The sequence below is a fragment of the Rhodococcus sp. 06-1460-1B genome (assembly GCF_002258475.1).
GTDB classification, from domain to species: Bacteria; Actinomycetota; Actinomycetes; order Mycobacteriales; family Mycobacteriaceae; genus Rhodococcoides; species Rhodococcoides fascians.
Map to the genome: position 1 here is coordinate 186668 of NZ_NOYS01000041.1, position 22700 is coordinate 209367.

Annotated in this window: 18 protein-coding genes and 1 tRNA gene; 11 read left to right on the forward strand and 8 right to left on the reverse strand. The window is 65.0% G+C overall.

Translation table 11 applies throughout. From position 1 onward, the window contains the following. Positions 1-38: 38 nt before the first annotated feature. A complete protein-coding gene (locus CH268_RS23780; protein ID WP_094666203.1) occupies positions 39-2018 on the forward strand; it encodes a heavy metal translocating P-type ATPase in 1980 nt (659 codons plus the stop codon). Here the strand turns inward: CH268_RS23780 and CH268_RS23785 are convergent. From CH268_RS23785 to CH268_RS23800, 4 genes are all read right to left on the reverse strand, one after another. Next, complete coding sequence (locus CH268_RS23785; RefSeq protein WP_027496105.1) at positions 2007-2921, reverse strand: MazG family protein; 915 nt, start codon at positions 2919-2921, stop codon at positions 2007-2009. The two genes, CH268_RS23780 and CH268_RS23785, sit on opposite strands and share 12 nt — an antisense overlap. Before the next feature lie 2 nt (positions 2922-2923). Then, positions 2924-6589 (reverse strand): transcription-repair coupling factor, encoded by a 3666-nt coding sequence (mfd, locus tag CH268_RS23790; RefSeq protein ID WP_032389913.1) that lies wholly within the window; start codon positions 6587-6589, stop codon positions 2924-2926. A 185-nt stretch (positions 6590-6774) separates the two neighbouring features. Continuing rightward, entirely contained in the window at positions 6775-7419 is a 645-nt protein-coding gene (locus CH268_RS23795; protein ID WP_027496103.1) for a ScbR family autoregulator-binding transcription factor, read from the reverse strand. 188 nt (positions 7420-7607) lie between these two features. Then, positions 7608-8246: a TetR/AcrR family transcriptional regulator gene (locus tag CH268_RS23800; protein WP_032364106.1), complete on the reverse strand. Its 639-nt coding sequence runs from the start codon at positions 8244-8246 to the stop codon at positions 7608-7610. 253 nt (positions 8247-8499) lie between these two features. Here CH268_RS23800 and CH268_RS23805 point away from each other — a divergent pair. The 9 genes from CH268_RS23805 (at position 8500) to CH268_RS23845 (ending at position 17009) form a co-directional block, all read left to right on the forward strand. Further along, a tRNA-Gln gene (locus tag CH268_RS23805) sits at positions 8500-8570 on the forward strand. A gap of 53 nt (positions 8571-8623) precedes the next feature. Continuing rightward, positions 8624-10096, forward strand: coding sequence for a bifunctional UDP-N-acetylglucosamine diphosphorylase/glucosamine-1-phosphate N-acetyltransferase GlmU (glmU, locus tag CH268_RS23810; protein ID WP_027496101.1), 1473 nt, complete (start codon positions 8624-8626; stop codon positions 10094-10096). Further along, a complete protein-coding gene (locus tag CH268_RS23815; protein WP_027496100.1) occupies positions 10093-11076 on the forward strand; it encodes a ribose-phosphate diphosphokinase in 984 nt (327 codons plus the stop codon). The genes glmU and CH268_RS23815 overlap by 4 nt, the downstream gene beginning before the upstream one ends. 148 nt (positions 11077-11224) lie before the next feature. Further along, positions 11225-11866, forward strand: a complete 642-nt coding sequence (locus CH268_RS23820) for a hypothetical protein (protein ID WP_027496099.1) — start codon at positions 11225-11227, stop codon at positions 11864-11866. Positions 11867-11884: 18 nt separating this feature from the next. Further along, positions 11885-13084 (forward strand): sensor histidine kinase, encoded by a 1200-nt coding sequence (locus CH268_RS23825; RefSeq protein WP_094666080.1) that lies wholly within the window; start codon positions 11885-11887, stop codon positions 13082-13084. After that, entirely contained in the window at positions 13081-13740 is a 660-nt protein-coding gene (locus tag CH268_RS23830; RefSeq protein WP_032364108.1) for a response regulator, read from the forward strand. Before CH268_RS23825 ends, CH268_RS23830 begins: the two co-directional genes overlap by 4 nt. 81 nt (positions 13741-13821) lie before the next feature. Continuing rightward, positions 13822-14577, forward strand: a complete 756-nt coding sequence (locus tag CH268_RS23835; RefSeq protein ID WP_027496096.1) for an ABC transporter ATP-binding protein — start codon at positions 13822-13824, stop codon at positions 14575-14577. Further along, on the forward strand, positions 14574-15956 hold the full coding sequence (locus CH268_RS23840) for an ABC transporter permease (protein WP_027496095.1): 1383 nt from the start codon (positions 14574-14576) through the stop codon (positions 15954-15956). The genes CH268_RS23835 and CH268_RS23840 overlap by 4 nt, the downstream gene beginning before the upstream one ends. 195 nt (positions 15957-16151) lie before the next feature. After that, entirely contained in the window at positions 16152-17009 is an 858-nt protein-coding gene (locus CH268_RS23845) for a DUF559 domain-containing protein (RefSeq protein WP_032371207.1), read from the forward strand. A gap of 107 nt (positions 17010-17116) precedes the next feature. On the opposite strand, the gene egtD is transcribed toward CH268_RS23845, so the two are convergent. Genes egtD through egtA form a run of 4 tightly spaced genes read right to left on the reverse strand, consistent with a single transcriptional unit; the run spans position 17117 to position 21375 of the window. Then, positions 17117-18082, reverse strand: a complete 966-nt coding sequence (gene egtD, locus CH268_RS23850) for an L-histidine N(alpha)-methyltransferase (protein WP_094666081.1) — start codon at positions 18080-18082, stop codon at positions 17117-17119. 9 nt (positions 18083-18091) lie between these two features. After that, positions 18092-18832, reverse strand: a complete 741-nt coding sequence (gene egtC / locus CH268_RS23855; RefSeq protein WP_094666082.1) for an ergothioneine biosynthesis protein EgtC — start codon at positions 18830-18832, stop codon at positions 18092-18094. After that, positions 18833-20137, reverse strand: a complete 1305-nt coding sequence (egtB, locus tag CH268_RS23860; protein WP_176458043.1) for an ergothioneine biosynthesis protein EgtB — start codon at positions 20135-20137, stop codon at positions 18833-18835. It abuts the gene before it with no gap. Beyond that, complete coding sequence (gene egtA, locus CH268_RS23865; protein ID WP_094666084.1) at positions 20134-21375, reverse strand: ergothioneine biosynthesis glutamate--cysteine ligase EgtA; 1242 nt, start codon at positions 21373-21375, stop codon at positions 20134-20136. The genes egtB and egtA overlap by 4 nt, the downstream gene beginning before the upstream one ends. A gap of 143 nt (positions 21376-21518) precedes the next feature. Between egtA and CH268_RS23870 the strand changes: the two genes are divergently transcribed. Further along, positions 21519-22688 carry an aminotransferase class V-fold PLP-dependent enzyme gene (locus CH268_RS23870; RefSeq protein WP_094666204.1) on the forward strand — a complete coding sequence of 390 codons (1170 nt, stop codon included), beginning with the start codon at positions 21519-21521 and terminating at the stop codon, positions 22686-22688. Positions 22689-22700: the final 12 nt, after the last annotated feature.

Here is a 22700-nt window from a genome sequence, read left to right on the forward strand (position 1 = left end):
CGGTGATGTTCGCACTGTCCGACGGAACGAAGGCCCGCATGACTTCTACCAGCACCGCCCCGGCACCGGCCGACGTGCGACATCCAGCCGGCGCAAGCCGCACCCGTCTCGTCGACATCGCCGAAGTCAGATGGGCGCTGGCCGCGACAGCACTGTTCGCCCTCGGACTTCTCGCGCAGTTGATCGACGCGCCGACATGGACGTACTGGGCGCTCTACCTCGCCTGCTACGCCACCGGTGGGTGGGAGCCTGCGCTGGAAGGACTCCGGGCGCTGCGGGACCGAACGCTCGACGTCGACCTGCTGATGATCGTCGCCGCACTCGGTGCCGCCGCGATCGGGCAGATCTTCGACGGCGCACTGCTGATCGTCATCTTCGCCACGTCCGGTGCCCTGGAAGCGGTGCTCACCAGACGCACCGCCGACTCGATTCGGAGTTTGCTGGATCTGGCACCCGAGACCGCGACCGTGCTCGACACCTCCGGCCACGAACGAACGGTCGATGCATCCGACCTGCGTCCGGGCGACATCGTGACAGTGCGCCCCGGCGAACGCATTTCGGGTGAAGGCACCATAGTCGACGGTGCATCCGACATCGATCAGGCCTCGATCACCGGAGAATCGGTACCCGTCTCGAAATCTGTGGGCGACGAGGTGTTTGCCGGCACCATCAACGGCACCGGCGCACTACGGATCAGGATCGACGTCGACCCGTCCGACACGATCATCGCGCGCATCGTCACCATGGTCGAGCATGCGTCCGAGACCAAGGCCGAGAAGCAACTGTTCATCGAAAAAGTCGAGCAGTACTACTCGAAGACCGTCGTGCTCTGTACCGCAGCGATATTCGCGGTGCCGATGCTGCTCGGGAACGACCTCGAATCGTCGTTGCTGCGAGCGATGACGTTCATGATCGTCGCGTCACCGTGCGCGGTGGTCCTGGCGACCATGCCGCCCCTACTCGCAGCGATGGCCACCGCGGGCAGAAACGGCGTACTGGTCAAGTCTGCCGTGGCGATGGAACAGCTGCGCTCCATCGACACGGTCGCCTTCGACAAGACGGGGACCCTCACCGAGGGAACACCCCGGGTGGAGTGCATCGATATTCTGGGAACCCTGGACGAGCTCGAGGTGCTCCGCCTAGCAGCGGCGGCCGAGAACGGAAGCGAGCACCCGATCGGGCTCGCTGTCGTCGACTACGCCACGAGGCGAGGCGTCGCGATCACCACGGCAACGCACTTCGATTCGACACCCGGCATGGGAGTCACGGCCACGGTCGACGGCCGCATCGTCACGCTCACCAAACCCGAAGCCCCACAGCACGATCTGCACTCATCGGCGGCGCGCACGGCCGCCCACCGAGAAGCCGAGGGCATGACGGCGGTGATCGTGCACCTCGACGGAGAAGCGATCGCGGTGATCGGGCTCGTCGACATCGTCCGCGCCGAAGCCGACACCACGGTCGCAGGTCTGGAAGAACTGGTCGGCACCCGAGCGGTGCTCCTCACCGGCGACAACGTCCGCGTCGCTCGAGCAGTAGCAGCGCGCGCCGGAATTGTCGACGTACGCGCGGGGCTGCTGCCCCAGGGCAAGGCCGAGGCCGTCACACAACTGCAGAACGAACGTACCGACGGCGAGACCCCGCGGCGAGTGCTGTTGGTCGGCGACGGCGTCAACGACGCACCGGCGATGGCCACGGCCGATATCGGTGTCGCCATGGGACGTCGAGGATCCGATCTCGCGCTCGACACCGCCGATGCCGTCCTGATCCGCGACGACCTCGGGGCCCTGGCGTCCGTCATCGCGCTTTCGCGGCGGGCTCACCGCATCGTGGTCGCGAACCTGGTAATTGCGGCGACGTTCATCGTCGTGCTGGTCGCCTGGGATCTGATCGGCACCCTACCGCTACCGATCGGCGTGGCCGGTCACGAAAGCTCCACGGTCATCGTCGCTTTGAACGGGATGCGATTGCTGTCTTCGCGTGCCTGGAAGCAGAAAGCGTCCCGGTCAGCCCCGTAGACCCCAGTGTTCGATCCAATCCAACGCACTCATCTCTCCCGGCGTGACGCCCGCATTGCGGGCCGATGCCTCGGCATTACGGATCAACGCCGCGAAATCGAGTACTCGACGCCGTAATGCGTCCTCGGCACTGTCCCCGCCGTTCGAATGGTCGACGCCGATGTGGACGACCCGTAGACCGTCCGGAACGAGCTCGTCGGGCAATCCTGCTTTGCTGGCGCGTCCGATTACCTTCTGCGCCAATGCAAGTGACGGCTGAGACATCGCGATGCCGTCCAGGCAGGAGCCCCTGGCTTTTTCCGACGCCTTCTTCTCTTCCCACATCCGCTCCTGCTCGACGATGTCGATCGGTCCGGTGTCGGTTCGGCTCAGATGCGGGCTGCGGTGTGTCAGCTTCCGCACCAGACCTGCGGCGACGTCATCGACGTCGAAGGGGTCCTCGGCGGCGTCCTGAGCGATCCGGGAGTGAAAGAGCACCTGTAACAACAGGTCTCCCAGCTCTTCACGGAGGTCGACCAAGTTGCCGGCGGCGATGGCGTCGAGCAGCTCGTAGGTCTCTTCCAGAAGATAGCCGCGCAGCGACTCGTGCGTTTGCTGAGCTTCCCAGCCGCCGACGCTACGCAAACGGTCCATCAGCTGGACCGCCGCGATGACGTCGTCGCCCGGAAGCTTCTCGGCCGCGACGACGCGTTCGCCGCGGGCGATCCGGTTCTGTACATCGGGATTGGTCCGGTCGGTGCTCACCAACACGGCATCGACGTCGTCGGGCGCGGCGGTGCCGGAGAACAACCAGCGCACCTTCACCGGAACCTCTTCGGTGAACTGCACTGCGCCACCGAGAAATTCGACGGCGTCCACCGGTACCTGAGTAGGACGAACAGGGTCGAGCAGAACGATCGTCACCGCTACACCCCCACAGTTTGCTCCAACAGGACGGACCGAGATGGCTTCCCGTCCAAGGATAGGATGAGATCGGCGATGAACTGCACCAATTCGACATCGCGAACGCGCGCCGCTCCGACACCGCCGCCTTCGACGCGGGGCAACGGCAGCTGCACCACTCCGGTGGTCGCACGGTACGTCGCGCTCGGGTAGAGGCGCTTGAGCCTGATCTGTTTGGAATCGGGCAGGTCCATCGGAGCCAATTTCACCTGTGTCCCTGCCACATTGACGTCGGTCAGGCCGTATTCCTTGGCGATCAGGCGCAGCTTCGCGATGGAGACCAGGCGTCCGACCTCCTCGGGTAGCGGGCCGTAGCGATCGACGAGTTCGTCGATGACGGCGTCGATGCCTTCGGAGTCGGCCGCGGCGGCGAGCTTCCTGTACCCCTCGAGCCGGAGCCGATCGCTGGTGACGTAATCCGGCGGGATGTTCGCGTCGACTGGGAGGTCGATACGCACTTCCTTGGGTGCCTCGTCCGTCGTGATCGGCTTACCGTCGGCGGCAGCGCGGTAGGCCTCGACCGCTTCACCGACGAGCCGCACGTACAGATCGAATCCGACGCCGGCGACGTGGCCCGACTGCTCGGCTCCCAGAACGTTTCCGGCACCACGAATTTCGAGGTCCTTCATCGCCACGGCCATACCGGCTCCGAGGTCGGAGTTCTGCGAGATGGTCGCCAAACGGTCGTAGGCGGTTTCGGTGAGCGGCTTCTCCGGCGGGTACAAGAAGTACGCGTACCCGCGTTCGCGGCTACGACCCACTCGACCGCGCAGCTGATGCAGCTGGGACAGGCCGAGCGAATCGGAGCGTTCGACGATCAGCGTGTTGGCGTTGGAGATGTCGAGACCGGTCTCGATGATGGTGGTGCACACCAGCACGTCGGTCTCGCGTTGCCAGAAACCCTGCACGGTGCGTTCGAGTGTTTCCTCGTTCATCTGACCGTGTGCGGTCGCCACTCGCGCCTCGGGGACGAGATCCCGAATCTTCTTGGCGGCCTTGTCGATCGAGCTCACTCGGTTGTGCACGAAGAACACCTGGCCGTCGCGCAGCAATTCGCGCCGAATGGCGGCGGCAACCTGCTTGTCGTTGTAGGCACCGACGTAGGTCAGCACCGGATGTCGCTCCTCGGGCGGGGTCAGGATGGTCGACATCTCGCGAATGCCCGCCAGGCTCATCTCCAGCGTTCGCGGAATCGGGGTGGCCGACATCGTCAGGACGTCGACGTGAGTACGGAGCGACTTGATGTGCTCCTTGTGCTCGACGCCGAAACGCTGCTCCTCGTCGACGATGACCAGGCCGAGGTCCTTCCAGGCGACACCGGTCTGCAGCAACCTGTGCGTGCCGACGACGATGTCGACGGTGCCGTCGGCCAAACCGGCCATCACTTCTTTGGAGTCCGCACCGTGGGTGAAGCGCGAGAGCCCTTTGACCGTCACAGGGAACGACGCCATCCGGGCGGTGAACGTCTGCAGATGCTGTTGCGCGAGAAGCGTTGTCGGGACCAGGACGGCCACCTGCTTGCCGTCCTGAACTGCCTTGAACGCGGCACGCACGGCGATCTCGGTCTTGCCGTAACCCACGTCGCCCAGGATGACGCGGTCCATCGGGACGGCCTTCTCCATGTCGGCCTTGACCTCGGTGATGGCCGTCATCTGATCGACCGTCTCGGTGAACCCGAACGCATCTTCCATCTCGCGCTGCCACGGAGTGTCGGCCCCGAAGGCGTGTCCCGGAGCCGCCTGGCGAGCGGCATACAGCTGCACGAGTTCGCCGGCAATCTCGCGAACCGCCTTGCGCGCCTTGCGTTTGGTGTTCGCCCAGTCGGACCCGCCGAGCTTGCTCAGTGTCGGCAGTTCGCCGCCGACGTAGCGCGAGAGTTGATCGAGCGAATCCATCGGCACGAACAGGCGGTCGCCGGGATGACCGCGCTTGCTCGGCGCGTATTCGACGACGAGGTATTCGCGCCGGGCACCGCCGATGGTGCGCTCGACCATCTCGACGAACCGGCCGATGCCGTGCTGATCGTGGACGACGCTGTCGCCGGCGACGAGAGCCAGCGGATCGACCTGATTGCGACGCTTCGCCGGTAGCTTGCGCCCCTCCCCCGCCGCCGCGACACGGTTACCGGTGAGATCGCTCTCGGTGACGACCACGAGCTTTGCGTCGGGAAACACCAGACCGTCGTGCAAAGATCCGCACAGGACGTTGACGACGTCCGGAACCGGGACGGCACCGGAATCGAGGTGTGCAGCAGGCACTTCGGCCTCGGCGAGGCGCTCGATGATGCGCTTGGCGGTACCGGCTCCGGCCACGGAGATGACGGCCCGTCCCCCGGTGGCGATGTGAGCTCGCAGGGTGGCATACAGCGCCGTCAACGCTTCCTCGGAACCTCGCACCTCGGGCACCGGATCGACGGCGAGCTCCACTTCTTCGCCGTTGCCCGACGCCAAGGGGCTGATGGTCCACCACGGCCGGCCGTGCACCTGGGCCGATTCACGTACCTGCCGCAGCGAGCGGTACGCGGAGGCACCGAGATCGAGCGAGGCCCCCTCGAGGCTGGACGTATCGAGGGTGGACGTATCCAGTGGCGCGGCTCCACCGATGGATGCCGCAGTCCAGGACGCTTCGAGGAATTCCTGTCCGGTGCGGACCAAATCGGTTGCGCGAGTTCGGATTCGCTCGGGATCGCAGAGCAGGACGTGGGTTCCGGCGGGCAGTGTGTCGGCGAGCAGTTGCAACTCGCCGGGTTGCAGCAGCGGCAGCAGCGCCTCCATGCCCTCCACCGGGACTCCGGCCGACAGCTTGTCCAGCATCTCGACCAACGCGGTGTCACCGGCGTTGTCGGCGGCGAGCACGGCCGCGCGATCGCGAACCTCCTGCGTGAGAAGCAATTCTCGGCACGGCGGCGCGATGACGAGATCGACCTCGTGATCGGGCAGCGATCGCTGATCGGAGACCGCGAATGCGCGGAGCTCGGTGATCTCGTCGCCCCAGAATTCGACGCGGACCGGATGATCGGCCGTCGGCGAGAACAGGTCGAGAATGCCGCCGCGGACGGCGAATTCGCCGCGCTTGCCCACCATGTCGACGCGCAGGTAGCCGAACTCGACGAGTCGATGGATCAAGCCGTCGAAGTCCAGATCGAGACCGACTTTGAGCGTGACGGGTTCGATCTCGCCGAGACCCGGCGCCATCGGCTGCACCAGCGAGCGGACGGTGGTGACGATGACACGCAGCGGATCGCCGTAGTCGCTGTCGCCGGGGCGGGCGAGACGACGGAGCACATCGAGCCGCTTGCCCACGGTATCGGCGCTCGGGGAGAGCCGTTCGTGCGGCAGCGTCTCCCACGACGGGAACATGGCGACGCCGTCACCGAGAATCTGGGTGAGTTCACTCGTCAGGTCGTCGGCTTCGCGTCCCGTCGCCGTGACGATCAGAAGTTGGGTGTGCTGTGCGATTGCGGCGGCCACGAACGGGCGCACCGAGTGCGGCCCGATCAACGTGTGCTCGGCCGTTCCGATCGCGTCGGCGACCGCGACCATCGACGCATCCGTCAACGCGACACTGGCGAGCCCCGAAAGGTGAAGCGCCGCGTCGGGAACGATCGGGGCCGGCCCGGACGTGGTCATGGCAGGCAGGGAATCGGAAGACAACAGCAATGCTCCTGAACGAGTCGAGGCGATGGCTGCGCACGCACAGTCCCGTCGAGTCTATGGGAGCGCACCGACACCGTGACACGCGGGAGATGCCGTCGAACCAGGACCGAGCCGAGAATCAGGGCCTCTAAATCGGAGCCTGGAACTGGGGGCCCGAACTACGGACCGAAGCGAATGACGCGACGGGCCGCGAATTCGCGGAAGTAGTCCAACTTGTTCGTCGGCACCAGCGCGGGGAGCAGGTAGTACCAGAGTCGCTCCATGCGCGAGGGCAGTTCCTCGGTGGTGGAGGTGGCGACGGCGACCATGTGAACGCCGGTGAGGATTTCGAGCACGAGCGAACCGATGGTGCTCGGATCCGAACTGGGGTCGATGTCACCCTGTGCGATGGCCTTGGCGGCGAGCTTGTCGAACGCGACGCTCCAGCCGGCCATGACGTTGCCCTCGGTGCCGCGGTAATCACCGATCTGATGGCTCAGACGCAGCATCGCCGACACCATCGGGTCGGTGACGGAGAGGTCGACGACGATGTAGGAGATCCCGATCGCAGCTTCCAGGGCCGGGATGCGCCCGTCGTTGAACTGCATGCAAGCCGTGCTCAGACGCGCATTGCCCTCGTCGATGACGGCACGTGCGAGTTCTTCCTTCGAGCCGAAATGGAAGTACAACGCGCCCTTGGTGACCTGGGACTGAGAGATGATTTCACTGAGGCTTGCGTTCGCGTACCCGAGGCGCAGGAAGACATTCGCTGCGCCTGCAAGCACGGTGTCGCGAGTGATCTCAGCGCGAGCCTGCCTGACCATAGGATCCGCCTCTGCGATTGAACTTCCACTGCGCAAATTACGCCCGAACGGTACCACTGAGCAGCTTTACGTTTGACGCCAACATGCATCGGTCCGGATGACAATCGCCCCTGATGTGTTGCGGCCCTCCCGCCCGACAAAGGGGACGATACCCCCTTTTTTCCTCGGTGAGAGCCGAAACAGAGTTGTCATTCCTCGGTCAGTCGAGGGTCCGCCTCCAGATTCGTCAGCCCGTTCCAGCACAGGTTCACCACGTGGGCCGCAACCACTTCCTTGGGCGGCGTTCGCACGTCGAGCCACCACTGGGCCGTCATCGACACCATGCCGACCAACGCCTGCGCATACATCGGCGCGAATTCCGGATCCAGACCGCGCCGGGAGAAATCCCCCGCGAGCATGTGCCCGACGCGTCCCACGGCCTCGTTGAGGAGAGACGAGTACTTGCCGTCCTCGGCCGATGCCGGCGAATCACGGACCAGAATGCGGAATCCGTCGGTGCGCTCCTCGATGTACGTCAGCAGGGCGAGCGCGACTCGTTCGACCCGAATACGCGACCGGTTGAGTTCGAGTGAACTGGTGATCATGCCCAGCAGCGTCGACATCTCGCGATCCACGATGACGGCATAGAGGCCTTCCTTGCCCCCGAAGTGTTCGTAGACCACCGGTTTGGACACGTTCGCGCGTCCGGCGATCTCCTCCACCGACGCCGCCTCGTACCCACGCTCGGCGAACAGCGTGCGCCCCACCTCGATCAACTGCTCGCGTCTCTGTGTCCCCGTCATGCGGACACGAGGTGTGCGTTCCTGCTCGGAGGCTGCGCCTGTCATCGAAAACCGCTTCCGTCACCGACCGTGGGCAATGCGGACGTCGAATCGACGCCTACTACAGACTAACGATGCCCGATCCATCCGTTTTTCCTGTCGCAGGGGCCGCGCCGGAACGACGCAAGTGGTCTGTTATGCGTCGCGGTTCGACTCACCGCCACCTCTCATGCGAGGATCGGTGCGCTCAGTGGGTGCGCAGCGGCTAACGAAGGCGTCGTTCGATTCGTCGGCCACTGCTGCCACCGCTGGTCGATTATCCGCCGTGGTGTAATGGCAGCACCTCTGATTTTGGTTCAGATAGTTCAGGTTCGAGTCCTGGCGGCGGAGCGAGCAAGACCATTCGTGCATGCCCGTTTCGCGTCATCGCCCCGAGGAGCTCAATGCCTGTGCAGACCGCCGTGGTCGTTCTCGCTGCGGGTGCAGGTACCCGAATGCGGTCCAAGACTCCGAAAGTTCTGCATCCCCTGGCCGGCCGCACCATGCTCGCCCATGCGCTGCACGCCGCCGCCGATCTTGGCCCGGACCACCTGGTCACCGTCGTCGGCCACGATCGCGAACGGGTGAGCGCCGCAGTTCACGATCTTGCCGCCACGTTCGGCCGCACCATCCACACCGCAGTGCAGGACCGACAGCTCGGTACCGGGCACGCCGTCCAGTGCGGCCTTGCGGCGCTACCGGACGACTTCGAGGGCACCGTCCTCGTCACTGCCGCCGACGTCCCGCTGCTCGACGGCCATACCCTCAAAGCTCTGCTCGACGAGCACCTGAGCGCTCCCCGCCCGGCGGCGGCGACGGTACTGACCTTCCTCCCCGAGGATGCCAACGGCTACGGCCGCATCGTGCGTACGAACGACGGCGAGGTGGCCGAGATCGTCGAACATGCCGACGCCACCCCCGCTCAGGTCCTCATCGGTGAGGTCAACTCCGGCGTCTACGCATTCGACGCGGTCGCTCTGCGCACGGCATTGGGCAAGCTCAGCACCGCCAATGCGCAGCACGAGCTGTACCTGACCGACGTCGTCAAGATCAGCAAGGCCGACGGCAAGGCCGTCTACGGCACCCAGCTCGCCGATCCGGACCTGGTGGTGGGCGTCAACGATCGCGTTCAGCTGGCGCACGTCACGTCCGTGCTCAACCGCCACATCATCGAACGACACATGCGCGCGGGCGTGACCGTCGTCGATCCCGCGACCACCTGGATCGACATCGACGTCACCCTCGGCGCGGACGTACGCATCGAACCCGGCGTCCAACTACACGGCAAGACGCACATCGCCGACGACGCGGTCGTCGGTCCCGACTCGACACTGCGGGACGTCGAGATCGGCGAGCGCGCGTCGGTCGTCCGTACCCACGCCGAGCAGGCCGTCATCGGACCGGATGCGACAGTCGGGCCGTTCACCTACCTGCGTCCTGGAACTGTCCTCGGCACGGGCGGCAAACTCGGTGCCTACGTGGAGACGAAGAACGCGACGATCGGCAACCACACCAAGGTCCCGCACCTCACCTACGTCGGCGACGCCACGATCGGGGAGCACAGCAACATCGGCTGCTCCAACGTCTTCGCCAACTACGACGGCGTCAACAAGAGCCGCACGGAAATCGGATCCCACGTACGCACAGGATCCGACTCGACGTTCGTCGCCCCTGTGCACGTGGGCGACGGCGCTTACACCGGTGCAGGAACAGTGGTTCGGGACGATGTTCCTCCCGGCGCACTCGCCGTGTCCGGTGGCAAGCAACGCAATATCGAAGGCTGGGTCGTTCACAACAGGCCCGGAACCGAAGCTGCACAGGCAGCGGCGCGCGCAGATCGTGCTCGGCAAGAACTAAAGGACGGCGAAAAGCAGTGACCACCCCTAATTGGATCGACAACCAGAAGAACCTCATGTTGTTCTCTGGCCGAGCACATCCGGAGTTGGCCGAGCAGGTCGCCAAGGAACTCGGAATCGACGTCACCCCGCAGACGGCACGTGACTTCGCCAACGGCGAGATCTTCGTGCGCTTCGAGGAGTCGGTCCGCGGATCGGACGCGTTCGTTCTGCAGTCGCACCCGTTCCCGCTGAACACCTGGCTGATGGAACAGCTCATCATGATCGACGCACTCAAGCGTGGATCCGCCAAGCGCATCACCGCGATCCTGCCGTTCTACCCGTACGCACGCCAGGACAAGAAGCACCGCGGCCGCGAGCCGATCTCCGCTCGCCTCGTCGCCGATCTGCTCAAGACCGCCGGTGCCGACCGCATCATCACCGTCGATCTGCACACCGACCAGATCCAGGGCTTCTTCGACGGCCCCGTCGACCACATGCATGCACACAGCCAGCTCGCCGATCACATCCGCGGCAAGTACAGCCTCGAACACATCACCGTCGTCTCCCCCGACTCCGGCCGCGTGCGCGTCGCCGAGAAGTGGGCCGACTCGTTCGGCGGCGCACCGCTCGCCTTCATCCACAAGACGCGTGATCCCCTGGTGCCCAACCAGGTCAAGTCAAACCGCGTCGTCGGCGAGGTCGAAGGCCGCACCTGCATCCTCATCGACGACATGATCGACACCGGCGGCACCATCGCAGGCGCAGTCAAGGTACTCAAGGAAGCCGGAGCGGGTGACGTCGTCATCGCCGCAACCCACGGCGTGCTGTCCAACCCGGCCGCCGAGCGCCTCGCCAACTGCGGTGCCAAGGAAGTCGTCGTCACCAACACCCTGCCGATCAGCGACGAGAAGCGCTTCGACACGCTGACCGAACTCTCGATCGCACCGCTGCTCGCCCGCACCATCCGCGAGGTCTTCGAAAACGGTTCGGTCACCAGCCTTTTCAACGGCAGCGCGTAACAGTAGGTCTGTTTCGCTCGATCCGAAACCCGCTCCGCCCGCTCCCCACCTGCACTGCATGAACTACGTCACGCCCGTGGCCGGAATATGCAGCTCGCGAGACGGGGGCGTGCGGGGCGGGTTTTGTTGTCACCTAAGATGACTCGTCGTGATCGACGCACATTCTCTCAACGCCCCGGCCGGAACTACTACCGTCAGAATCGCTCGATGGACACCGGGCGGGTGCGTCTGGTGCGGCAGCACCGACAGCGTCGAAACCTTCCGTAACGAGCCGCGGTGCGGCCTGTGCCGAGAGAAGGAAGCCGTCATCGACGAGGCGAAGCACTTCATCGGTATGTACGGCCTGCGGCCTCTCGGTGGCACGCTCGCGTCCGACGACGAGGAGGAGCGCGAGTACCGCGTCACCGCCCGCGATGCGCGTGAGGTGCTCAACCGCATTCGACTCGAGAAGCTCCCCGACCCGGCCGCGGTCCGCAAAGCGTTGCGGCCCAGAGCCGCTGCTGCAGTGAACGCAGCGGCGTCTTCGTCGGCGACGACGTCGGGGTCTGCTCCGGCGAAGGCACCCACCAAGAAATCGCAGGCCGGTGTCACCGGGATCGACGCGATCGAACTGCAGTCGCGGGTGGAGAAGTTGCTGACTCAACTCACCTCGGTGGACGAACAGATCAGCGCACTCGACGGCGCGCAGGGCCTACCGGCACGCGCACGTATGAAGGATCTCGAGAAGCAGCGGACGACCGTTCTGACGACGCTGGCCGCCCTCGAGAAGGCGCGTCGCCGCACCAACTGATGCACGTAGTCTGATCGAGTGCTGCGCAAGCTATCGATCTCACGGCAGGTACTCGACGCCGCGTACGCGGTCGTGTTCGTCCTGCTGCTGCTGGCGTCCACCGTGAACGGAGTCGCCGGTACCGCAGGTGTGGGCGTTCTGGTCGGGTTCGGCGTTGCACTGGCCATCCGACGCCGATCACCACGATGGTCCTTGGCGCTCGCCTGGATGCTGGCCGTCGTGCAGATGGTCACCGGAGTGCTGCCGCTGTCTGCGGACACTGCGATCTTCGCAATTCTGTATTGCACGGCCGCGTACGGCGACAACGTGGTTCGACGCCTCGGGCTCGCGTCCGCCGTCGGCGGCGGAGTCATCGCAGCGCTGTATCTGGCGTATGTGGACGGCAATCCGTTCGGCCCGCCGACGGAAGAGGGCTACCAGGAACCCCGAATCGCGCAGTTCGCCCTGCTCCTCGCCGGCCTCTGGGCCATGTTGGGGTTGTCCTGGGCACTGGGCCGCCTCGCCTACGCCAGGCGCACCGCCATCGAATCCGCACACGCGCGCGAGCTCGCGGAGGTCCATCAGGCCCGCGCCGAGCACGAGGTGGCAATCGAGCAGGAGCGCAACCGAATTGCCCGCGACATGCACGACATCGTGGCGCATTCGCTGGCCGTGGTGATCGCACAGGCCGACGGCGCGCGGTACGTACGCGCTGTCGATCCCGCCGCGGTGGACACCGCACTGACCACCATCTCCGATACCGCCCGCGCCGCGCTGTCCGATGTACGGGTGCTACTCGGCCAGCTGCGGCACAGCCAAGGCGACCTGCCGAACCCGACATCGGAGGACCTGGATCGACTGCTCGCCTCGATGCGGGCCACCGGTCTGCAGATCGACGCCACCATCGACACCACCGGCTCGTCGTTAGGGGCCGGAGCGCACCTGGCGCTGTACCGCATCGCACAGGAATCGTTGACCAATGCGCTGCGCCACGGCGACCCGGACGAGCCGGTGTCCGTCACCATCGAATCCGATTCTGCCGGCGTCGAACTGACGGTCCGCAACAGTGTCCGTCCCGGCCGTTCGGTCACCGAATCCTCCGGCCACGGTGTCGCCGGCATGAAGGAGCGTGCCGGCCTCTCGGGCGGTACGTGCATCGCGTCCGGTGACGACTCGTCGTGGACCGTCACTGCGTGGCTGCCTGCCGCGTCCGAAACCAGCAAGGGAAAAGCGTCATGAGCGAACGCATCAGAGTGGCCCTGGTGGACGACCAGCAACTGTTCCGGGCGGGCATTCGTATGCTCATCTCCTCCCAGTCCGACCTCGAGTTCGTCGGGGAAGCGGGGAACGGCGTCGAGGCCGTTGCACTCGCTGCGTCCGCAACGCCGGACGTGATGCTCATGGACGTTCGGATGCCGGTGCTCGACGGTATCGCCGCCACCGAGCAGATCCTGGCCGCATCCGAGCACCCGCCCCGGATTCTGGTCTTGACGACGTTCGATCTCGACGAGAGCGCTGCACGTGCAATCCGTTCCGGTGCAAGCGGATTCGTCCTCAAGGACGCCGACCCGGAGTTCCTCCTCGCGGCGATCCGCACGGTGCACGCGGGCAACTCGGTCATTGCTGCGTCGGCGACGACCGGCCTGCTCGCGCACTTCACCCCGACTCCCGCTGTACCGAAGGCACCGGCCGAATTCGCCACTCTCACGGCGCGGGAGAAGGAGCTGTTCAGGCTCACCGCACGAGGGTTGAGCAACTCCGAGATCGCCGAGCTGGAGTATCTCAGCGAAGCCACCGTGAAGACACACATCAGCCGCATCTTCGCCAAACTCCACCTGCGTGATCGGGTGCAGTTGGTGGTCTACGCCTTCGAGCACGGACTGACTGGAGACTGACACCGAAGTCATCCTGCAGATGTACGACGCGAAGACTCGCGCCTGATTACTTCGGTCCGGCGAATTCATAGCGTTGGTGCCATGACGATCACAGCAGGCCCTGTTGCACGGGCAATCCAAGTCAGCAAGCATTTCGGCGACTCGTCCAACCCGGTGAGCGCGCTCGACAACGTCTCTCTCGACATTCACGGCGGCAGGTTCACCGCCATCATGGGGCCATCGGGTTCCGGCAAGTCCACCCTCATGCATGTCATGGCAGGGTTGGACACCCCCAGTTCCGGGCAGCTCATGCTGGCCGGAGCCGACATCACGTCGGCGGGCGACGACGCTCTGACGACGTTGCGCCGCAAGCAGGTCGGCTTCATCTTCCAATCGTTCAATCTCGTTCCGACGCTCGACGTCAGGGGCAACATTCTGCTGCCGTTCGAGCTGGACGGCCGCGCGCCCACCGCTGAGGAGTCGGCCTGGATCGAGCAACTCATCGACACCCTGGGGTTGCAGAGCCGCGTCGGGCACCGGCCCCATCAGCTCTCGGGTGGGCAGCAGCAACGCGTCGCGATCGCTCGCGCTCTGGGTACTCGGCCGCAGCTGATCTTTGCCGACGAGCCCACCGGCAACCTCGATTCCCGCACCGGGCGTGAGGTTCTCGGCCTCCTCGCTGCGGCGGTACATCAGTACGGTCAATCCATCGTGATGGTCACCCACGATCCAGTCGCGGCCAGTTACGCCGATCGCATCGTCTTCCTCGCCGACGGCCGCATCGTCGACGAACTGGGACGTTCGACGCCGGAACAGATCTCGAACTACATGCTGGGAATGGAAGGTGTTCTCCGATGAGCGTGTCCACATCTGCTCGGGCGTCTCGGGAACACGGTGCGAGCATTCTGGTGACGGCGCTCGCGTCGTTCTTCGGCGTCGTGCTGATCCAGGCCACTGCGTTTCTGGTCGACATCTTCGACGACGGCAGCGACAGCACCGGAATCGTGGCGTTGTACTGCGTAGCCCTGGTGTTCATCGGCCTTGCCCTGTATGTCGCGGCTGTCGTCACCTCCAACACGTTCGCGACGATCGTGGCCGGCCGCACCCGCACCATCGCGCTGCTCCGCCTACTGGGTGCCCGGGCTCGCGATCTGCGTCGATCGGTCGCCCGGGAAGGCTTCCTCGTCGGGTTGTTCGGTGGCGCAGTCGGTCTGGTGCTCGGTGTCGGTGTCAGTCACCTGGCCCGCGCCGTCGCGGTCTCGGCCCGCCAATTGCCGGACGTGCAGTACACGTCCGTACAACCGCTCGTGGTCCTTCCCGTCGTCACCGTGGTTCTGACGACGACGCTGGCGTCGTACGTCGGATCACGGAAAGTTCTGGACGTCACTCCGATTCAGGCGACCGGCGGTGCCGTCGACACCGGGATCGAGACCCCACGGTCGAGGCGGGTACGGACGGTGTTGTCGATCGTGCTCATCGCCGGCGGTGTCGTGCTGCTCGGCCTCGGTGTGCTGATCGGGATGGTCAACCCCGGTGGAGTACTGGTCGCGTTCTTCGGCGGTGTGGCATCGTTCACCGGCATCATGGTGGGTGCGTACCGCATTCTGCCCGGCGTGCTCCGACTCGTCGGAAGGATGGCGGGCCGCGGGCCGGCCGCACGATTGGCGTCCGCCAACGCAATTCGCTATCCGGATCGCAGCACCCGCACCGCAGTGGGCCTGCTCATCGGGGTGACCTTGGTGGTCACCTTCGCAGTCGCGATGTACAGCTATCGATCGATGCTCGTCGACGAGTACGACGAGGAGACCATCGGTCAAGTGCTGACGGTGACCGTCGGAATCATGACCGGCCTCATCGGTTTCTCCGCCGTCATCGCCGCGGTCGGCATGGTGAACAACCTGCTGCTGAGCATTCTGCAACGTACCCGGGAAATCGGTCTGTTGCGCGCACTCGGATTCACCCGCAAGCAGATTCGTTCCATGATCGTCTCGGAGAGCACCCAGATGGTGGTCGCGTCGATGGGCTTCGGGCTGATCCTCGGAATCGGATACGGTTGGGCCGCAGCACAATCGCTGCTGGGTTCGCTGAGCGGCGGCGGCGTGTCTGCTCCGACACTCCCCTGGGCCGTCATCGCAGGCACGGTACTGTGCGGCGGGCTGCTGGCGCTCGGAGCATCGTTGGCACCGGCGCGCCGCGCGAACAAGATCTCGCCGGTACTTGCGTTGGCGGACACCTGACCTCGAGGCTTCGGGTTGGCTACCAGGGCATGGTTGCGCACTACCGACGCCGATCGACGGAATTCCGTCGATCGGCGACCGTAGCGTGCAACCGTGCCCGCTCCGCCGGGCAGTCCTGTGGATAACGTCGTCGAGTTATCCACAATTGCGAGATTGCCACTGTTGCGCGGGCCCGTCAGCCGCAACGGTGTAGCAATGGGGGTCTACACAGTGCAGCAATTGCTCGCACAAGGAATCAGCACGAGCACGATTTCGAGGCGGTCGCGGTCGGGTGAGCTGGTGCGACTGCTACCGAAGGTCTACGCGACGGAGAAGCCGGACTATTTCGGACTGTGCCTCGGGGCCACCCTGTGGAGACCGGACGCCGCACTGAGTCACGAAAGTGCGGCATGGTTATGGGGACTGATCCAATACGAACCGCGTCTGGTCGACGTCACTGTCGGCCCGACCGGCCAGTCGAGGTCGGTGCCCTGGATCCGAGTTCATCGCCGAGTTCTCGGCGACACCACCACCCGACGCGGCATGCGAGTGGTGTCCCTGGAGCAAACGTTCGTCGATGTCGCGACCTGCTTGTCGACGCCCGATCTCGAGAAGTTCTTCGACAACGCCATAGACAATCACGTGCCGTGGCGTCGGGTCGCTGAACTGTGTGACACGGCAAAAGGCATGGACGGGATGGCTGCAGTGCGCAAGCAGCTTCGCAGCTGTTGCCCGAGAACTCTATCCGAGCCGGAGCGGGTGGTGGCGCGGGCATTGAAAGCTCGCCACTTCACAATGGAGATCAATGCGCGCGTAGGTAGGTTCTACGGCGACCTGGTCGACTTTTCCGCACGAGTCATCGTCGAGATCGACGGACGAGAGTTCCACACCGATCCCGCGACGTTCAACAACGATCGTCGACGGCAGAACGAGTTGGTACTCGACGGATGGTTGGTGCTGCGATACTCGGCGGCCACAGCGCTTGCCGAACTCGATCGCGTCGTGGACGAAATCATCACGGTGGTGCGTCGTCGCCGGAAGTCGGTTGCAGCAACGGGACGTCGACTCCCGTGAATACGCGGCATCGACGGGCAGGGTTGCACACTACCGACGCCGATCGACGGAATCCCGTCGATCGGCGAACATAGTGTGCAGTGGTGCCCGCAATGCCAGCGGTCCGTTCAGACCCTTCCGGCCAGGATCAGAGCGAAGCGCGAATCTGCGTCGGACCACAGATGGAGGACGTCGAAGCCCGCCATCTTCAGTTCACCGGCAATGCCGTCCGGCCGGAACTTCGCGGAGATCTCGGTACGTAGATCTTCTCCGGACTCGAAGTGCACGTGCAGGTCGAGATCGTGCAAATACACCTCCTGCGCAGCTGTGGCCCGAAGGCGCATCTCGATCCACTCGTGCTCGGCGTTCCACAGTGCCACGTGCTCGAAGGCGGCGGGGTCGAAATTCGCGCCGAGCCGAGAGTTCAGAACAGACAACACGTTTCGGTTGAACTCGGCTGTCACCCCGGCCGCGTCGTCGTAGGCGGGAACGAGCACGTCCGGATCGATCACCAAGCCCACCCCGAGCAGCAGAAACTCGCCGGGGTCGAGTGCGTCCGCTACGGCCGCCAGGAATTCCTCCCGTTCCTGCGGGATGAGGTTCCCCAGAGTGCCGCCGAGGAAGGCAATGGTGCGGCCTGTTCCGGAGGGAAGATTGTGCAGGGTATCGGTGAAATCGCTGACGATGCCGTGCAGTTCCAGCGTCGGGAACTCCTTCGAGATCTGCTCGATGGCACCCTCCAAGGCGGTACTGGACACATCCTGAGGCACATACGTTGTCAGCGAACCGTGTTCGATGCCGGCAGACAACAGCAGCTTGGTCTTCTCCGACGAACCCGAGCCCAGCTCGATCAACATCGACGATTCGGTGGCCCGGGCGATGTCGAGTGCATGCTCCTCGATCAGCGCGCGCTCGGTGCGGGTCGGGTAGTACTCCGGCAGCACGGTGATCTGCTCGAACAGCTCACTGCCGACGGCATCGTAGAAGTACTTGGGCGAGAGCCACTTCGGGTCGGCCGTCAAGCCCTCCCGCACGTCCTTGCGCAATTCGTCCAGCAGCGTCGTGTCGGTCAGATGTACGTCCACCGTGCTCATGACTCTCCTTCATTCTTCCAGGGTCGAAACGGTGACACCGGTCGCTGTCGCGACGACGATGCTGCGGTCGTCGATCGAGATCCATTCGGGATCGTCGTCGACGGGTTCGGAGGCGATCGTGACCGAATTCTCGGTCTGCAGTACCGACAGCGAATGATGCACCGCCGTGGCATACATGGACGTGCCGTCCGAGAGCAGAAAATTCAGGCGCGCCTTGGGCGACCTGGCCTGAACCTCTCGAACCAGCATGCGCAATGCCGACTCGGGATCGTGTGTGCGCAACAGGTTTCGCAGAACGATCCACAATCCGGCGGCGTCGGTAGGGGCCGGCAGCATCAACGCATCGGTCGGCGGAATCTCCGACCACAGCTCCGCCAACGATTCCGGCCAACCGAACACGACGCCGTTGTGGCTGAATGCCCAGCGCTCGTCGGTGAACGGGGCACAGGCACTGCGTTCGACCGGCATTCCCACAGTGGCCGATCGGACTGCCGCGATCACCGACGTCGACTGCAGTTGCGGCAGAGCATCGTCGACCGCCGGGTCGGTCCAGATGGGCATCGGATTGCGATAGCTGCGCAGGGTGTCGTCGCCGTCCCACCAGGCAACGCCGAACCCGTCGGCGTTGATGGTGCCGCCGCCCCGCATGTCGGTGGGCGCGAACGATTGTGTGCGCAGGGAGTTCTTGCCCCGGGTCAGCAGCGACCCGACCGAGGTGTTTGCTCCGAGGTACCCGAGATGACGGCACATTCAGCGCGACTCGACGTCGCGGGCCAACCGGAACCCACTGAAGATCTGCCGACGAATCGGGTGGTCCCAGTTTCGGAACGTCCCACGGCAGGCCACTTCGTCGGTACCGAAAGAGCCGCCGCGCAACACCTTGTAGTCACCGCGAAGGAACACCTCCGAGTACTCGGCATACGGGAATGCCTCGAATCCCGGGTACGCCTCGAAATCCGAGGACGTCCACTCCCACACGTCACCGATGAGCTGATGGACCCCGGCCGAGGACACACCCTGCGGATACGCCCCCACATCGGCCGGTTCGAGATGTCGCTGATTCAGATTGGCATGTGCAGCAGTGGGTTCGGCGTCTCCCCAGGGATAGGCGCGGGAGGTGTTCGACGCCGCGTCGTACCGCGCGGCCTTCTCCCATTCCGCTTCCGTCGGTAGCCGCTTGCCTGCCCAGCGCGCGTAGGCGTCGGCCTCGAACCAGCACACGTGCACGACGGGTTGCTGCGGACGCACCGGCCTGCGCACCCCGAAGCTCCGACGCCACCAGGTGCCGTCGGAATCGGACTCCCAGAACTGCGGGGCGGTGAGCTGCGCGTCGACGCGGTGCGCCCACCCCTTCTCCGTCCACAACTCGGGACGCTCGTAGCCACCGTCGGCGATGAAGTTCATGTACTGCGCGTTGGTGATCGGGGCCCGGTCGATGGCGAAGGTCGGCACGTGCACGGCGTGTGCAGGCCGCTCGTTGTCCAACGCCCACGGGTCGAGCGACGTCCCCATCGAGAACGGCCCACCGGCAATGATGGCTTCCCCCGCCACCGGCATCGTGGACGTCGGCGGTGCGGGAGAAGTGAGAACGGCTGGGCCGGAACGTAACTGGTGGGTTGCCAGCATGGTTTCGTCGTGCTGCTGCTCGTGCTGGGCGATCATTCCGAACGCGAACCCGTGCTTCTCGACCGGCCGACCCTCGAACGTGCTGTGCTCCAACACGTCCCAGGCCTTGTCCCGCACGGTATGCACGTAGGCGCGCGCTTCCTCGGGCGTCAGGAGCGGCAGGGACGTTCGCGACGAACGCGAGTGCTTGAACGCGTCGTACAACTCGTCGATGTCCGGCCGCACCGGATCGCGGCCGCCGACATCGCGCACGAGCCAGAGTTCTTCCTGACTGCCGATGTGTGCCAGATCCCAGATCAGCGGGCTCATCAACGGCGAATGCTGAGCCATCAGTTCGGTTTCGTCCACGCACTCGGTGAGCGAGGCGCTGCGGGACCGGCTCCGAGTCAGCACGGTCTCGATTCTGGTCCTGAGTTCTTCGGCGCTCACACCGATTCCTTTCGGCTCTGCGATGTCGGCGACACCGCATCGAATTCGTGGGGCGAAATACCGGCGCGACATCTCCGAGATGCCGCACGCAGCTGCTGGGAGAACTCTCCTCCCGCGGATGATGCGAGATCGAGCACTTCGCTTGCGGCCCTGCGCAACTCGCCATCGGCCAGACCTGCCCGGGCGGCATCGAGCCACCGACCGGCTGTGCCTGCGCCGAGTTCGGTGGCCTGGGAAACCAGATCGGGACTGGACAGCAGCGCCTCGAACGCGGCGGCCGGTATCACCCATTGCCCGTCGGGTTGCGCGTCGAGGTAACGGATTTCGAGGTGCCCGCAGGCTCGGACATGCGGGAACAGCGTCGTCAGGTGGTAGTCGAGATCGGCGTAGGTTGCCGGACGACCGACAACGCTCGGTTCGTCGAGCCACTGCGCAAAAGTGATGTCGGACGGCGCTTCCCAGTTCTGGGTGGTTCCCCGAATACAGAGGAGCGGAACGTCGAGGGCCCACCGCGCGTAATCGGCGATCGGGTCGCCCGTGTTCGGTACCGTGGTCCGGCTGGAATCGAGTTCGAGCCAGGTCCGCATTCGCTGCGATGCCCACGCACCTGTCGGTGCCCCGGCGAGTTCGGGAGAGCGCGCGAACGCGGCGACGAAGGCCGGGCCGATGGCGTGCAGCATCTGCCATCGCGAAGTGACCTCGGCCCGATCACGTCCGGCGTCGACACTGACCTGGGTGGCGGCGGTGTTGCACATCATCAGCTTGCCGAAAGGCCCGATGGTGGTGAAACGGTTTTCCATCGCGCAGTAGCGCGGTAGGACCAGTAGTCGTTCGGGATCTCGCACGGCGTCGGCGGGAACTGCGCTGATGGCGATGCCGTCGCGACCGAGCATGTCGTGCAACAGTCGGGCATCGGCGTCGAGCAGCGGTTCGAGCTGGGAAACGGAAATAGAAGGCGAACTGGACAATTCGACTTGGCCGCCCGGTTCGACGGTGACGATACTTCCGCCCGGCAACGTCAGGGCGGGTGACTCGGGAGCGATACTGCGCGGGGAGTGATCACCGAGCGCAGCGGCCAGAGCTGACAGGGAGGGCCGCGAACCGTCGTCGAGGGCCGTGAGCCATTCGAGTTCGGCACCGATGAGCGACGGTGGCCCCAGCTTGAAACACACCTTCGACACATATGCCTCGATGGCTGGGCGCGTGCTCAGCTCGAGGGACTTCTCGTTGGAGGACACATTTCCTTCTTTCCCACTCACCGCGATCCGACTACGCAATGTACCCAGCTGCCAGGATCGAAAACGCCGAGATCCCGCGTCGTATCGAGGCTACCGATTGTGGAACCCTGATGCCCGAGAGTTCGCTACCGGAAGGACTATCGATGCTCGATCACGACCGCATTCGCCGCGACACCCCTGGTGCGTCGGGCCGGGTATTTCTCGACAGCGCCGGCTCCTCGCTGCCGCCCACCGTCGTCGTCGACACCGCGATCGCCCATCTGCGCCGCGAGGCGGAGATCGGCGGGTACCGAGCCGCGAGCGAACGCCTCGACGATCTCGCGGCGGTCAAGACATCGATCGGAACCCTGATCGGGGCACCGGCATCGACCATCGCTCTGAGCGATTCCGCCACCCGCGCGTGGACCGACTTCTTCTACTCGGTGCCGTTGTCGGCCGGGGATCGAATCCTGCTGTGCGAGGCCGAATACGCCAGCAACGCCATTTCAGCGCTGCACCGTGCCGAGGTCTCCGGGGCCACGGTCGAGGTGATTCCGAGCGACGCGTCGGGGTGCATCGACATCGACGCACTCGAGCAGATGCTCGACGACCGGGTCCGGGTGGTGTCGGTCGTGCACGCGCCCACCAACGGGGGCTTGATCAACCCGGCCCGCGCAGTGGCCGATCTCGCCCATCGGCACGGTGCCCTCGTCCTACTCGACGCGTGTCAGTCCATCGGCCAGCTGCGGGTGGACGTCGACGAACTCGGCGTCGATGCGCTGTCGGCCACCGGTCGCAAGTGGCTACGCGGGCCCCGAGGTACCGGGTTCCTGTACCTGCGTCCGGAATTGGCCGCGAGCTTGCATCCACCTGCTCTCGATCTGCACAGCGCACAGTGGGAAGACTCGTCGACCTACCGAATGGCCGAAGACGCAACACGTTTCGAGTTCTGGGAATGCGACGTCGCAGCCCGCCTCGCCCTCGGCGCGGCCGTCGACTATCTACTCGAACTGGGTATCGACGACGCCGCGGACGCCATCTCCGAGCGCGCCGAGTACCTACGTGCCGGAATGCGACGCATTCCCGGGGTCACCGTCCACGATCTCGGTGACCGCAAGAGCGGCATCGTCTCGTTCACCGTGGACGGTGAGGAGCCGGTGGCCGTCCGCGACCGACTTGCCGACCGAAACGTGACGGTCACGGTGAGCCATCGCGGTTCCACTCGACTGGACATGACGGGCCGGGGACTCGACGCCGTCGTCCGTGCATCCCCGCACTACTTCGTCACCTTCGCCGAGTTGGACACGATGCTCGCTGCGCTCGCCGGCGCGTGAGCGGGCTCTACG